The 12,315-nt window shown below is 49.9% G+C and carries 24 protein-coding genes; all 24 read left to right on the forward strand.

The window, feature by feature from the left end; translation table 11 throughout:
* Positions 1-133, forward strand: a 133-nt coding sequence (gene tuf / locus AAF564_10725) for an elongation factor Tu (protein MEM8486014.1), incomplete at its 5' end; no start/stop codon positions are given.
* A 62-nt stretch (positions 134-195) separates the two neighbouring features.
* Entirely contained in the window at positions 196-504 is a 309-nt protein-coding gene (rpsJ, locus tag AAF564_10730; GenBank protein ID MEM8486015.1) for a 30S ribosomal protein S10, read from the forward strand.
* A 29-nt stretch (positions 505-533) separates the two neighbouring features.
* Positions 534-1,013 carry a hypothetical protein gene (locus AAF564_10735; GenBank protein MEM8486016.1) on the forward strand — a complete coding sequence of 160 codons (480 nt, stop codon included), beginning with the start codon at positions 534-536 and terminating at the stop codon, positions 1,011-1,013.
* Between the two features lie 122 nt (positions 1,014-1,135).
* Positions 1,136-1,768: a 50S ribosomal protein L3 gene (gene rplC, locus AAF564_10740; GenBank protein MEM8486017.1), complete on the forward strand. Its 633-nt coding sequence runs from the start codon at positions 1,136-1,138 to the stop codon at positions 1,766-1,768.
* A gap of 47 nt (positions 1,769-1,815) precedes the next feature.
* Positions 1,816-2,463: a 50S ribosomal protein L4 gene (rplD, locus tag AAF564_10745; protein ID MEM8486018.1), complete on the forward strand. Its 648-nt coding sequence runs from the start codon at positions 1,816-1,818 to the stop codon at positions 2,461-2,463.
* A 53-nt stretch (positions 2,464-2,516) separates the two neighbouring features.
* A complete protein-coding gene (rplW, locus tag AAF564_10750) occupies positions 2,517-2,816 on the forward strand; it encodes a 50S ribosomal protein L23 (protein ID MEM8486019.1) in 300 nt (99 codons plus the stop codon).
* Between the two features lie 70 nt (positions 2,817-2,886).
* Positions 2,887-3,714, forward strand: coding sequence for a 50S ribosomal protein L2 (rplB, locus tag AAF564_10755; protein MEM8486020.1), 828 nt, complete (start codon positions 2,887-2,889; stop codon positions 3,712-3,714).
* A gap of 56 nt (positions 3,715-3,770) precedes the next feature.
* Entirely contained in the window at positions 3,771-4,049 is a 279-nt protein-coding gene (gene rpsS / locus AAF564_10760; protein MEM8486021.1) for a 30S ribosomal protein S19, read from the forward strand.
* Between the two features lie 58 nt (positions 4,050-4,107).
* Positions 4,108-4,470, forward strand: a complete 363-nt coding sequence (gene rplV, locus AAF564_10765) for a 50S ribosomal protein L22 (GenBank protein ID MEM8486022.1) — start codon at positions 4,108-4,110, stop codon at positions 4,468-4,470.
* A 42-nt stretch (positions 4,471-4,512) separates the two neighbouring features.
* Positions 4,513-5,277 (forward strand): 30S ribosomal protein S3, encoded by a 765-nt coding sequence (gene rpsC / locus AAF564_10770; protein MEM8486023.1) that lies wholly within the window; start codon positions 4,513-4,515, stop codon positions 5,275-5,277.
* Between the two features lie 37 nt (positions 5,278-5,314).
* A complete protein-coding gene (rplP, locus tag AAF564_10775; GenBank protein MEM8486024.1) occupies positions 5,315-5,743 on the forward strand; it encodes a 50S ribosomal protein L16 in 429 nt (142 codons plus the stop codon).
* A 13-nt stretch (positions 5,744-5,756) separates the two neighbouring features.
* Positions 5,757-5,960, forward strand: a complete 204-nt coding sequence (gene rpmC, locus AAF564_10780) for a 50S ribosomal protein L29 (protein MEM8486025.1) — start codon at positions 5,757-5,759, stop codon at positions 5,958-5,960.
* 62 nt (positions 5,961-6,022) lie between these two features.
* Positions 6,023-6,283, forward strand: a complete 261-nt coding sequence (rpsQ, locus tag AAF564_10785; GenBank protein MEM8486026.1) for a 30S ribosomal protein S17 — start codon at positions 6,023-6,025, stop codon at positions 6,281-6,283.
* Positions 6,284-6,349: 66 nt separating this feature from the next.
* Positions 6,350-6,718: a 50S ribosomal protein L14 gene (gene rplN, locus AAF564_10790; protein ID MEM8486027.1), complete on the forward strand. Its 369-nt coding sequence runs from the start codon at positions 6,350-6,352 to the stop codon at positions 6,716-6,718.
* A 67-nt stretch (positions 6,719-6,785) separates the two neighbouring features.
* Positions 6,786-7,172: a 50S ribosomal protein L24 gene (gene rplX, locus AAF564_10795; protein MEM8486028.1), complete on the forward strand. Its 387-nt coding sequence runs from the start codon at positions 6,786-6,788 to the stop codon at positions 7,170-7,172.
* Positions 7,173-7,236: 64 nt separating this feature from the next.
* A complete protein-coding gene (rplE, locus tag AAF564_10800) occupies positions 7,237-7,809 on the forward strand; it encodes a 50S ribosomal protein L5 (protein MEM8486029.1) in 573 nt (190 codons plus the stop codon).
* A 32-nt stretch (positions 7,810-7,841) separates the two neighbouring features.
* Positions 7,842-8,111 carry a 30S ribosomal protein S14 gene (rpsN, locus tag AAF564_10805; GenBank protein MEM8486030.1) on the forward strand — a complete coding sequence of 90 codons (270 nt, stop codon included), beginning with the start codon at positions 7,842-7,844 and terminating at the stop codon, positions 8,109-8,111.
* Between the two features lie 78 nt (positions 8,112-8,189).
* Positions 8,190-8,591 (forward strand): 30S ribosomal protein S8, encoded by a 402-nt coding sequence (rpsH, locus tag AAF564_10810; GenBank protein MEM8486031.1) that lies wholly within the window; start codon positions 8,190-8,192, stop codon positions 8,589-8,591.
* Between the two features lie 91 nt (positions 8,592-8,682).
* On the forward strand, positions 8,683-9,237 hold the full coding sequence (gene rplF / locus AAF564_10815; GenBank protein MEM8486032.1) for a 50S ribosomal protein L6: 555 nt from the start codon (positions 8,683-8,685) through the stop codon (positions 9,235-9,237).
* A 65-nt stretch (positions 9,238-9,302) separates the two neighbouring features.
* On the forward strand, positions 9,303-9,656 hold the full coding sequence (gene rplR / locus AAF564_10820; protein MEM8486033.1) for a 50S ribosomal protein L18: 354 nt from the start codon (positions 9,303-9,305) through the stop codon (positions 9,654-9,656).
* A 61-nt stretch (positions 9,657-9,717) separates the two neighbouring features.
* The gene (gene rpsE / locus AAF564_10825; protein ID MEM8486034.1) at positions 9,718-10,248 is read left to right on the forward strand and encodes a 30S ribosomal protein S5; all 531 of its coding nucleotides are present in this window, start codon (positions 9,718-9,720) and stop codon (positions 10,246-10,248) included.
* Positions 10,249-10,301: 53 nt separating this feature from the next.
* The gene (gene rpmD, locus AAF564_10830) at positions 10,302-10,484 is read left to right on the forward strand and encodes a 50S ribosomal protein L30 (GenBank protein ID MEM8486035.1); all 183 of its coding nucleotides are present in this window, start codon (positions 10,302-10,304) and stop codon (positions 10,482-10,484) included.
* 1 nt (position 10,485) lies between these two features.
* A complete protein-coding gene (rplO, locus tag AAF564_10835; GenBank protein MEM8486036.1) occupies positions 10,486-10,947 on the forward strand; it encodes a 50S ribosomal protein L15 in 462 nt (153 codons plus the stop codon).
* A 48-nt stretch (positions 10,948-10,995) separates the two neighbouring features.
* Complete coding sequence (gene secY, locus AAF564_10840) at positions 10,996-12,312, forward strand: preprotein translocase subunit SecY (GenBank protein MEM8486037.1); 1,317 nt, start codon at positions 10,996-10,998, stop codon at positions 12,310-12,312.
* Positions 12,313-12,315: the final 3 nt, after the last annotated feature.

Here is a 12,315-nt window from a genome sequence, read left to right on the forward strand (position 1 = left end):
AATGCCAGGTGACAACACGCAGTTTAAAGTAACCCTGATCCAGCCAGTGGCGATGGAAGAAGGCTTGCGCTTTGCAATCCGTGAAGGTGGCCGCACAGTTGGTGCAGGTGTTGTTTCCAAAATTTTAAAATAAACGATTAATCAGGGGCGTGTCGGAAGACATGCCCCTGACTACTTGAGTTGACCTAGAGACGTATGGCTAGTCAGAAGATTCGCATCAAGCTTAAGTCCTTCGATCACAGCTTGATTGACAAAAGTGCAGAAAAAATTATTCGCACAGTAAAGGCAACCGGTGCTGTTGTAAGCGGCCCGATTCCTCTGCCAACGCGGAAATCAGTCTACACAGTGCTGCGGAGTCCACATGTGGACAAGAAAAGCCGTGAGCAGTTTGAGACGCGCAGTCACAAACGCCTCATCGACATTCTGTCTACAAGTAGCAAAACGGTAGACGCGCTGATGAAGCTGGAATTGCCCAGTGGTGTTGATGTAGAAATTAAAGTGTGACGTACTGTCGGAACACGAACCCCACTCCTATGAAAACATCGAACAAAATTTTCAAGTTACTGCTTGTACTCTTTGCTTCAGTTGCGCTTGTCGGTTGTGACAGTAGCGACGACGATGAGGGCGGTAATGATGCAGAGCGGTTTATCGGTGCCTGGGATATAATCAGCGCAGCTGACCAGGGTGGTGAACGAGATCAGACTGCCATTTTTTCGGCGCTGGGTGTACTTACGGTGACCCTGAACGAGGACCAGAGTTATTCGCTCGTTTTGGTATACGCTGACCCAGAGACAGAAGACCTGGCGATTACGGGTACCTATACCGTCAATGATACGAGCAGTAGGCTCGTGTTGAGCGTTCAGTTGGAAGGTTTGCCGCAGGTTGATCTTTCGCTCACGTACAATTTTCTGAATGATATTCAGGTTGAATTTACTGCTGATGCCACAACGTTGGCAATTCTGCTAGGTGCAGAGTTGGAAGGCAACGTCATTTTGGTGGCAGAGAAGCGGTAAATCAGAAACTACACAGAAACTTAGTTAAACCTACTGGTGAGAAGGGCGTTATATGCGGCCGACTCGAAAAATTTGAGCAAGTACTTCTTCTTTAAAACTGGAAGATAAAAAGAGTAGCAGCCATGGGCAGCGGATTAATTGGAAAAAAAGTTGGCATGACCAGCATCTTCGACGAGGCAGGGAATAACATACCTTGCACCGTGGTTGAGGTGGAGCCCAATGTTGTAACCCAAATCAAGTCGACCGACGGTAAAGACGGCTACGACGCAGTGCAGATGGGTTACGGCGAAAAGAAAGAGAAGCGTACCTCGAAGGCTATGAAAGGCCACTTCGACAAAGCGGGTACCACGCCGAAGAAGAAAGTTGTTGAGTTCAGGAATTTTGATGGTGAAGACCTTTCCGTGGGCGACAGCAAGACCATTGAGGACGTATTTGAGGAGGGGGATTATGTGGATGTGGTAGGGACCTCAAAGGGTAAGGGTTTCCAGGGCGTTGTAAAGCGTCACGGTTTTGCCGGTGTTGGTATGGCCACACATGGTCAGCATAACCGCCAGCGTGCGCCGGGTTCTATTGGGCAGTCCTCTTATCCTTCAAGGGTATTCAAGGGCGTTCGTATGGCGGGGCAGATGGGAAATGAGCGTGTGACCATGCAGAACCTTGAAGTCATCAAAATTTACCCTGAGCACAACGTGATGTTGGTCAAAGGGGCAGTGCCGGGTCCAAAAAACGGATTTCTGGAAATTCATAAAGCATAATTGCAACTGCGCGATTACGGCAGAACAAGAAAAGAGCATCTTAGATCATGAAACTCAAGGTCTTACAGCGCGACGGAAGTGAAGCAGGGCGTACGGTTACGCTCGACAAGTCGGTGTTCGCTATTGAACCCAACGACCACACTATCTGGCTTGATGTGAAACGCGTTCAGGCAAATGCACGCCAGGGCACACACAAGTCGAAAGAGCGCTCTGAAATAGCTGGTAGTACCAAGAAGCTTTACCGCCAGAAAGGTACAGGTAATGCCCGCGCAGGTTCTATCAAGTCGCCTCTGCGTCGTGGTGGGGGAACAGTGTTTGGACCCCGCCCTCGCAATTACGGCATTAAAGTTAACCGTAAGGCCCAGGCCCTGGCGCGTCGCTCTGTGCTCTCGCACAAGGCAAAAGGAGACGCCATTCGGGTGATTGAAGACTTTACGTTTGATTCGCCAGATACCAATGAAATGCAGCGCATGGTTTCAGCGCTTGAGCTGGGTAATGCAACGGTGCTGCTGCTTACAAGCGGGCACGATATAAACGCATACCGCTCTTCCCGCAACATACCGCGGTTCAAGGTACTGGAAGCAACACAGGCGTCAACCCTGGATCTGATGAATGCAAAAACTTTGCTGATTCAGGAAGGTGCTGTGAAAACGTTGAGCGCACAGTTGGGCGCCAAAAAATCAGGCAAAAAATAACCAAGAAGAATCTTTGTCATCTGCATTGCGGGTGACAGCAAGATTGTAAGGCCATGGAAAAAGGAATTTTAATAAGGCCATTTGTCACAGAAAAGATGTCCCGTCTGATGGAAGAAGGGCACTATGCTTTTGTTGTTGACAAAGCTGCAAACAAGGTGGAGATCCGTAAGGAGATCGAGAAGCGTTATCCTGGCGTTAAGGTCAAGGAAGTGCGCACCCTGATTGTACGAGGCAAGCGGCGCAGACAGTTCACCAAGCGTGGTGTTGTTGAAGGACGTAAAGCAGCTTATAAACGAGCTATCGTTACGTTGATGCCCGACAGTGAACAAATTGATTTCTTCGAAAACGTGTAAAAAGGATTTGGCGGTGCGGCCGGCCCATTATAAGGCAGTAGGTACGTGACGTCTTCCAGAATAGAAAGCAATGGCAATCCGACAGTTTAAACCGGTTACACCCGCGCAGCGACACCGCTCGATTTCGACTTTTGACGAGATTACCAAGTCAACGCCCGAAAAGAGCTTGCTTGCGCCTATCAAGAAAAAAGGTGGACGTAACAATACCGGACGGATCATGGTTCGCCACCAGGGTGGTGGACACAAGCGGCGCTACCGCATTATTGATTTCAAACGTAACAAGTTTGGCGTTCCGGCGAAAGTAGCAAGTATCGAATACGACCCAAACCGTTCTGCACGTATTGCATTGCTGGTTTATGCGGACGGTGAGAAGCGCTACATCATTGCGCCTAATGAAGTGCAGGTTGGATCGGTTGTCATGAACGGCCCCGATGCAGCGCCTGAGCCAGGAAACTGCATGCCACTTGCAAAAATTCCGGTCGGTACGTTTGTACACGCGATCGAAATGAAGCCCGGTAAAGGTGCACAAATGGCACGTTCTGCCGGCACCTACGCGCAGCTTACCGCGCGTGAAGGCAAGTATGCTACACTGCGTCTTCCGTCTGGTGAGACCCGCATGGTTCCAAGCCGCTGCATGGCTACCATCGGCACAACCAGTAACCCGGATCACGCAAACGTTGACCATGGTAAAGCTGGCCGCAAGCGCTGGTTGGGTGTTCGCCCCAAAACGCGCGGTGTTGCTATGAACCCGGTCGATCACCCGATGGGTGGTGGGGAAGGAAAGTCTTCCGGTGGCCATCCGCGCTCTCCTTCTGGTGTTCCTGCAAAAGGGTACAAGACCAGGAAGAAGCGTAAGCAGTCAAACAAAATGATTATCCGCAGACGCGGCAAAAAGTAACCAGGTAAGGTTGCCTGGTTAGGAAACTGCCCGGGCGAATAAAGCAAAAAATTTTAATGGCACGATCACTTAAAAAAGGACCTTTTGTTCATTTCAAGCTCCAGCGCAAGGTGGACAAGATGAACGAAGGCGGAAAAAAGAAGGTCATTAAGACGTGGAGTCGCGCGTCCATGATTACGCCTGAATTTGTTGGGCACACGTTTGCCGTACACAATGGCAAACAGTTCATTCCGGTTTACATCACGGAGAATATGGTAGGACATCGCCTTGGCGAATTCTCTCCAACCAGAACATTCCGTGGCCACGCCGGCGCGAAGGACAAACGCGGTCGTTAGAAATTATCGTTGAAGGAACGCCCCTTGGGCTGTGACACCGTCTAGACTATCTACGGTCATGAAAGCTAAAGCTGTAAGAAAATACATTAGAAGTTCGCCTCGGAAGATAAGACCGGTGGTTAACGTAGTCCGCGGACAGCGGGTGCCAGATGCGATTAATTCGCTCAACTTTTTGCCGCAGAAGGTAACGGACACTGTGCGCCGTACCATCCTGTCTGCCGTCCACAATTTGATGGACCAGAACCAGGAAGAGCGGTTTGACGAAGATCAGTTGATTGTGCGTGAGATCCGAGTTGATGAAGGTCCACAGTTTAAGCGGTTCCGTCCGGCACCGCGTGGTCGTGCGCAACCTATTCTCAAGCGGACAAGTCACCTTACGGTTGTCGTTGGTACGCCTGGTGATGACGAAGACGACGCATAATATTCACGCTTAACAGCCCATAACACAAGAAAGGTTTTTACAGTGGGTCAGAAAACACATCCTGTAGGATTTCGGCTTGGCATCATTAGAGGTTGGGATTCCAACTGGTATGCCGAGAAAGATTTCTCAGAAAAACTTGTTGAAGACGAAGAGATTCGGAAGTACCTCTCCGCGCGTTTGAAGCGTGCAGGGCTCAGCCGTGTAGTTATCGAGCGCACGCCCAAGCGTGTGATTCTGACACTGCACACGAGCCGGCCAGGTGTGGTCATTGGTCGTGGTGGTGCGGAAGTTGAGAAATTGCGCGAAGAGCTGAAAAAGCTTACAAGCAAAGACATTCAAATTAACATCAACGAGATCAAGCGCCCTGAATTGGATGCCAGCCTCGTTGCCCAGAATGTTGCGCAGCAGCTTGAAGGCCGTGTTTCCTTCCGGCGGGCCATGAAACAAGCCATTACGGCTGCCATGCGTATGGGTGCTGAAGGCATCCGTATCAAAGTAGGTGGTCGCCTTGGTGGTGCTGAGATGGGCCGTACCGAGCAGTATCTCGAAGGCCGTGTGCCCCTGCATACTGTACGTGCAGATATTGATTACTCGGAGCAGAAAGCATACACGATCTACGGAACGATTGGCGTTAAAGTCTGGATTTTCCGTGGTGAAGTGATTGGCAAGCCGGATCTGAGCCCGAATGTTCAGGCCCAGCGCCAGCAGTCGCAGTCGCAGCAGATGCCACCAGAGCGTCGCCGGCGTGGCAGACGCAACAACAACCGCCGTGGCGGTGGCCGGCAAGGCGGCGACAACAAAAGCTAAACTTTAAAATTGATCTCGGGATAGAGAGGGTGTCATTATGTTAATGCCCAAAAGAACGAAGTACCGCCGTGTTCAAAAAGGCCGCATTAAAGGCAATGCGACCCGTGGTACGCGGATTAACTTCGGCGACTTTGGAATCAAGGCGCTTGAGCCTGGTCGGATTACAAGCCGGCAGATTGAGGCAGCGCGTATTGCCATGACCCGTAAGATGAAAAGGGCAGGGCGCGTATGGATTCGGATTTTCCCCGATAAGTCCATTACCAAAAAGCCTGCTGAAACGCGTATGGGTAAAGGTAAAGGTTCTCCGGAATACTGGGTAGCTGTTGTAAAGCCTGGCCGTATCCTTTTTGAAATTGGTGGCAGCGTTCCGCCAGACTTGGCAAAAGAAGCTTTGCGTCTTGCACAGCAGAAACTGCCGATCAAAACAAAGTTTGTCGTGCGCCCTGATTACGTGGCTGCAGATTAATACCGTATCAGTTATGAAAGCAAAAGAAATTCGCGAACTGAGCGTTACTGAGATTCAGCAGCGCATCAAGGATGAGCAGGAAAGCTTACAGCATCTGAATTTCCAGCATGCAATTGCTGACATTCAGAACCCAATGCAACTGCGGCACTCGCGTCGCTTGCTTGCACGGCTCCAGACCATCCTGAAACAGAAACTGGCCGCCGAAGCCGGCCAGTAATACCAGATTTTTTAACACGGTAGTTGGTGGGGTTCCGGCCCACCAAGCCAGATCATGAACTCATGGAAAATACCAGAAGTCGTAGAAAAGAAAGAGTTGGGCTTGTTGTAAGTGACAAAATGGATAAGTCCATTTCTGTTGCCATCCAGCGCCAGGTGAAGCACCCGATTTACGGGAAATTTATCAAGAAGACCACCAAGTTGATGGCGCACGATGAAACGAATGACGCAAACTACGGTGACACCGTGCGCATTCAGGAAACGCGGCCATTGAGCAAGAACAAGCGTTGGCGCCTCATTGAGGTAATCGAACGGGCCAAGTAATTCAGAACCAATTGATGTCGAGGCAGCGCGTGGAAGTTGCTGCCAACATTAAAAAATTACACGATCATGATCCAACAGGAATCCAGACTCGCAGTGGCCGACAACAGTGGCGCCAAAGAAGTATTGTGTATTCGCGTATTGGGTGGCAGTGGCCGGCGCTATGCCCGTATTGGGGATAGAATCATTGTGTCTGTCAAGTCAGCTATTCCGGGTGGGAACGTCAAGAAAGGTGAAGTTTCACCAGCAGTTGTTGTGCGGACCAAGAAAGAATACCGCCGCAAAGATGGTTCTTACATTCGCTTTGATGAGAATGCTGCCGTACTGCTCAACGCGCAAGATGAGCCGCGTGGCACCCGTATCTTCGGGCCCGTTGCTCGCGAACTTCGCGAAAAGCAGTTTATGAGAATTGTCTCACTTGCACCGGAAGTACTATAACACAAATACTTTCAGGCATCGGGCCAACAGGGCACCGAATGCGAAAGTTGAAATGCAGAATTGAGCTATGCCTCGCACGAAGAATAAAAAAAGAAAGCTGCACATAAAGAAAGGTGATACGGTCATGTTGACCAAGATTATCACCGCAACCAAATCCCTCGATTCAGATCGTAAAAAGGGATATGTGGGCAAAGTATTGCGGGTATATCCCGAAAGAGAGCGGGTAATTGTCGAAGGTGTAAACCTCCGTATCCGCCATACAAAACCCAACCAGACCTACCCGCAAGGTGGACGGATCCCCCGCGAAATGCCAATTCACATCTCAAATGTGATGCCGCTCGACGGTGATGGTAACCGAACCCGCGTGGGCAGAAAGCGGATCGAAGATCCCGAAACTGGAATTGGGCGCTGGATTCGGTATGCCAAGAGCACCGGAGAAGAACTGGACCGTTAGGCACCAGCAGCATTGAATTTATAACGTATACGAAAGCATACAGACGAGATTATCGGTAAGAGCAATGGCTTATACTGTACGGTTGAAGGAGAAATATCGTAAGGAGGTCGTAGCTGAACTGACCAAACAGTTCGGATACAACAAAGTTATGCAGGTACCTCGCCTCCTGAAAATCAGTATTAATAAAGGTGTAGGAGAAGCTTCTCAGAACAAAAAGCTTCTTGATGATGCCGTCCAGGAATTGCGCGCAATTACAGGACAGCATCCCGTAACTGCCAAGGCAAAGAAGAGTGTTTCAAACTTCAAATTGCGCGAAGGCATGCCAATCGGGGTGCACGTAACGCTGCGCGGTGATCGTATGTATGAATTTCTGGATCGCCTGGTGACACTGGCGCTTCCACGTGTACGTGACTTCCGTGGTATTCCGGATAAGAGCTTTGATGGCCGGGGCAACTATACGCTTGGTGTCAAGGAGCAGATCATCTTTCCGGAGATCAATGTCGATAAAATTGACCGCATCAGTGGTCTGGATATTACTTTCGTGACCTCTGCGAATACAGATGAAGAAGCACTTGCGCTCTTGAAAGAGCTAGGGATGCCGTTTGTGCGTAGAGAAACCGAAGAAGTAGAAGTTTAAATTATTTAGCGAAAAGCTAGGCTTAGAAAAAGATGGCAAAGAAAAGCTGGATGGCGCGTGAGCGCAAACGCCGTAAAATGGTTTCGAAATATGCAGAGCGCCGGGCTCGGCTCAAAGCAGAAGGAGCTTATGAAGAGCTGCAGAAGCTGCCGCGGGATGCAAGTCCTGTACGCCTGAAGAATCGTTGTGCATTGACCGGCCGCTCCCGCGCTTACATGCGGAAGTTTGGTGTATCCCGCATCGTATTTCGGGAAATGGCGCTGGCAGGTAAAATTCCTGGTATCAGGAAAGCCAGCTGGTAAGCAAAGTTTGCTGAATTTGTCTTGGTTAAAAGCCTAAAAGTGCGTGCCGGGAGATGAGCCGGCCTAAACGTTAAAATCATGAGTGGAATAACAGATACCGTTGCAGATTATTTGACGCGCATTCGCAATGCGCAGAAAGCGCGACACCGTCATGTAGATATCCCTGCATCCAAGCTCAAGCGCGCCATGACACAGATCATGGTTGAGAAAGGATACATCAAGCGATACCTCGACATTGACGATGGCAAACAAGGATTGCTGCGTTTGTACCTCAAGTATGATCCGGCAGGCAAGCCCGTTATCCATATGCTGAAGCGTATTTCGCGGCCCGGTCTGCGGAAATATGTTGGTGCGGATGATCTGCCCCGCGTAAGAAACGGCCTCGGTGTAGCAATCCTTTCAACATCGAAAGGAGTTATGACGGACAAAGAAGCACGCCTTGTAAATGTAGGCGGCGAAGTCCTCGCTCACGTGTACTAGAAATTAGTTTTCATGTCGCTCTGTGGCTTATCCATCGCGGGTACGCCGGCGAAGAAAACCAAGCATTGAAAACCTTAAACAGAGATTAGATATGTCTCGTATCGGCAAGTTGCCAATTGAAATTAGTGGAGACGTCACAATCAACGTGGCCACTAACAACCTGGTAACAGTGAAAGGACCCAAAGGCGAATTGTCTTTGCAAGTCGATCCAGATCTCGAAGTATCACAGGAAGACAAGCAGGTGTCTGTCAAGCGTCCAACAGACCAGAAACGACACCGTGCGATGCATGGCCTGTACAGGTCTTTGATCAACAATATGGTAACAGGTGTTACCAAAGGGTTTAAGATCGAACTCGAAGTCATTGGTGTGGGCTACCGCGCAATGATGCAAAATGGTGTACTGGAATTGGGGCTGGGTTTTTCTCATCCCATCTATTTCCTGCCACCTAAAGGGATCGATGTTGAAGTTGACACCAAGCGTGGCAAAAACCCGATTGTAATTATTCAAGGGATTGACAACCAGCTTGTTGGCCAGGTAGCTGCCAAGATTCGGAAGTTGAGACCGCCCGAGCCGTACAAAGGCAAAGGTGTTCGCTATGTTGGCGAATACGTCCGCCGTAAAGCTGGTAAAACAGCTGCTCGCTAGTAGAAGTTAATTCATGATAAGCCGCACCGAAGGGTTGGAAATCTTTCGGTCCACAGGTTAACAACATGGCAAAGAATAGAAAAGCAATAAGCCGGAATCGCATCAAGCAGCGCATCCGCAAAAAAGTCAGCGGAACGGCAGAACGCCCACGGCTTTCTGTGTTTCGGTCGACAAAACATATTTATGCCCAGCTGATCGATGATCTGAACGGGCGTACGCTGGCAGCAGCTTCTTCCCTGGAAGAAAGTGGGCTGAAAGGCACTGCCATCGAGAAAAGCGCCGAGGTGGGCAAAAAGCTCGCAGAACGCGCAAAATCAGCCGGCCTGGAAACTGCCGTGTTTGACCGGAATGGTTTCCGGTATCACGGCCGCGTCAAAGCACTGGCTGATGGCGCCCGCGAAGGTGGTATTAAATTCTAAAGAGCTTTAACGAGATAGATCGGATATCCGGTCGGTATAATAGCTGTAAACAGATAAGATAATGGCTAAAGGTAGAAACCGTCGAGCACGTGATAAAGCATCAGCGCCACAGAAAGAGTGGATCGAAAAACTCGTTGCTGTGAACCGCGTAGCCAAAGTTGTTAAAGGGGGTCGTCGCTTTTCCTTCAATGCAGTTGTTGTTGTTGGAGATGGTAACGGTGTTGTAGGTGCAGGCCTCGGAAAAGCAAATGAGGTTGCCAGCGCAATTGCTAAAGGTACAGAAGACGCAAAGAAAAACGTCATTGCAGTACCTTTGCGTAGAGGTACCATTCCACATACAGTTATTGGACGGAAAGACGCAGGACGTGTGCTGTTGAAGCCGGCTTCCAATGGTACGGGTGTAATCGCCGGTGGCGGTGTCCGCGCTGTACTCGAATGTGCTGGTATTTCAGACATTCTTTCGAAGTCGCTGGGCTCCAGTAATCCACATAACCAGGTGGCAGCAACCATCAATGGCCTTGCTTCTTTGCAGGACCCCATGGAAGTTGCAAAGCGTCGCGGTATTCCTTTGAAAAAAGTATTTGAAGGATAAGTCCTCGACCGCTTGTAGTTATTTCTGCCTTAGATGCAATTTGCCGAGCTAAAATGGGAAAGTTGAAAATTACACAAACGCGTAGCGTTATTCGTACGTCAAAAAAACAGAGGCGCACAATGGAAGCGCTTGGTTTTAAACGTATGCACCAAACGATTGAGCATACCGACACACCGCAGATTCGCGGCATGTTGGAGAAAGTGCACCATTTAGTAAAGATAGAAGAAACGAACTGACATGGATCTCAGCAATCTTAAACCTGCAAAAGGCGCCACCAAGTCGCGCAAGCGTATTGCTCGTGGCGTTGGTTCGGGGTATGGTGGACATAGCTCGACCCGTGGTGACAAAGGACAAAAGAGCCGCTCAGGAGCCAGCATTCCAATCTGGTTTGAAGGGGGACAGATGCCTTTACAGCGTCGTATCCCCAAGTTTGGCTTTAAAAACAGGTTCCGTGTGAGCTACCGGGGCGTCAACCTTGCCAGTTTGGCCGAGTTGATTGAATCCGGCCGCATTGATGGCGCCAAACCAATTACGCCTGAAGTAATGGTTGCCGTTGGTGTTGCGCGGAAGAATGATCTTGTAAAAGTACTGGGTACAGGTGAAGCAGGTGCAGCCCTCCAGGTGTCTGCACATGCTTTCAGTGCTTCTGCGCGGTCAAAAATCGAAGCCGCAGGTGGAACTGCGACTGTCATTGAATAACACTGTATCGTGTGCAGCGGCTGTTAAGGCCGATTAAAAGGATTAGTTATGGCTGGCTTTGCCGAAAGTATTCGTAACATTTGGAAGGTTGAAGAGCTGCGGCAACGCATTCTCTACACAATGGGCCTTCTCATTGTTTATCGTATTGGCGCACAGGTAACCCTGCCGGGTATTGACGCCAATGTTCTGGCTACTGTGAACTCGCAGACCGACTCAAACAATCTATTCGGGTTTCTCGATATGTTTGTGGGGGGGGCGTTTAGCCAGGCTGGTATCTTTGCGCTCGGTATCATGCCGTACATTACGGCGTCGATTATTATTCAGCTGCTGGGTGCAGTTAACCCTTATTTCCAGAAGCTGCAGCGCGAGGGAGAAGAGGGCCGGCGTAAAATTACCCAGCTCACGCGTTATGGTACGGTGCTGATCACATTGATCCAGTCTACCGGATATGCCATTAACCTGCTTGCAGGTGCAACCGGCACGGCGATTGTCATCAATTCGACCTTTTTCATGTTCACAACAGTGATTACCCTCACGGCCGGGACTGTCTTTGTGATGTGGCTTGGTGAACGAATTACAGAGAGCGGTATTGGCAATGGTATTTCGCTGATCATTATGATTGGTATTATTGCCTTCTTGCCAACCTCGCTGATGAACGAATTCAATCTGTCAGCCAACTTCTTCATTTTCCTCCTTGAAATTGCCGTTCTGCTCGGTGTGATAGCCTTTATTATTCTGGTGTCACAAGGTACACGGCGAATACCGGTGCAATATGCAAAGCGTGTTGTGGGCCGCAAGGTATACGGTGGTACAACGCAATATCTGCCAATCCGCGTTAACGCGGCGGGCGTGATGCCGATCATCTTTGCCCAGTCCATCATGTTTGTGCCGGCAACCATCGCACAGTTCTTCCCCGGAAACGACGGCATGCAGCAGTTTGGCGCATGGTTCAGCGATATTTCCGGCTGGGGCTATTCGATCGTCTTTTTTGTCATCTGTGTGTTCTTCACCTATTTCTATACAGCCATCGCGGTTAATCCGAAAGAAATGGCTGATACAATGAAGCGCCAGGGTGGCTTTATCCCAGGGATTCGCCCGGGTAAACAAACAAGCGAATTTGTAGACGACATCCTCACCCGCGTTACACTGCCAGGATCTATTTTCCTCGGCCTTGTAGCCATCCTGCCGGCGTTTGCCATGCAGGCCGGTGTAACCGCAGGGTTTGCCATGTTCTACGGTGGTACCAGCTTGATCATTCTTGTACAGGTGACCCTGGATACCCTGCAACAAATTGAAAGCCATCTGCTCATGCGCCATTACGATGGCTTCATGAAGAGCGGCCGCGTCAAAGGACGACGTGTATAGCCA

The organism is Bacteroidota bacterium (assembly GCA_039111535.1).
Lineage (GTDB): Bacteria > Bacteroidota > Rhodothermia > Rhodothermales > JAHQVL01 > JBCCIM01.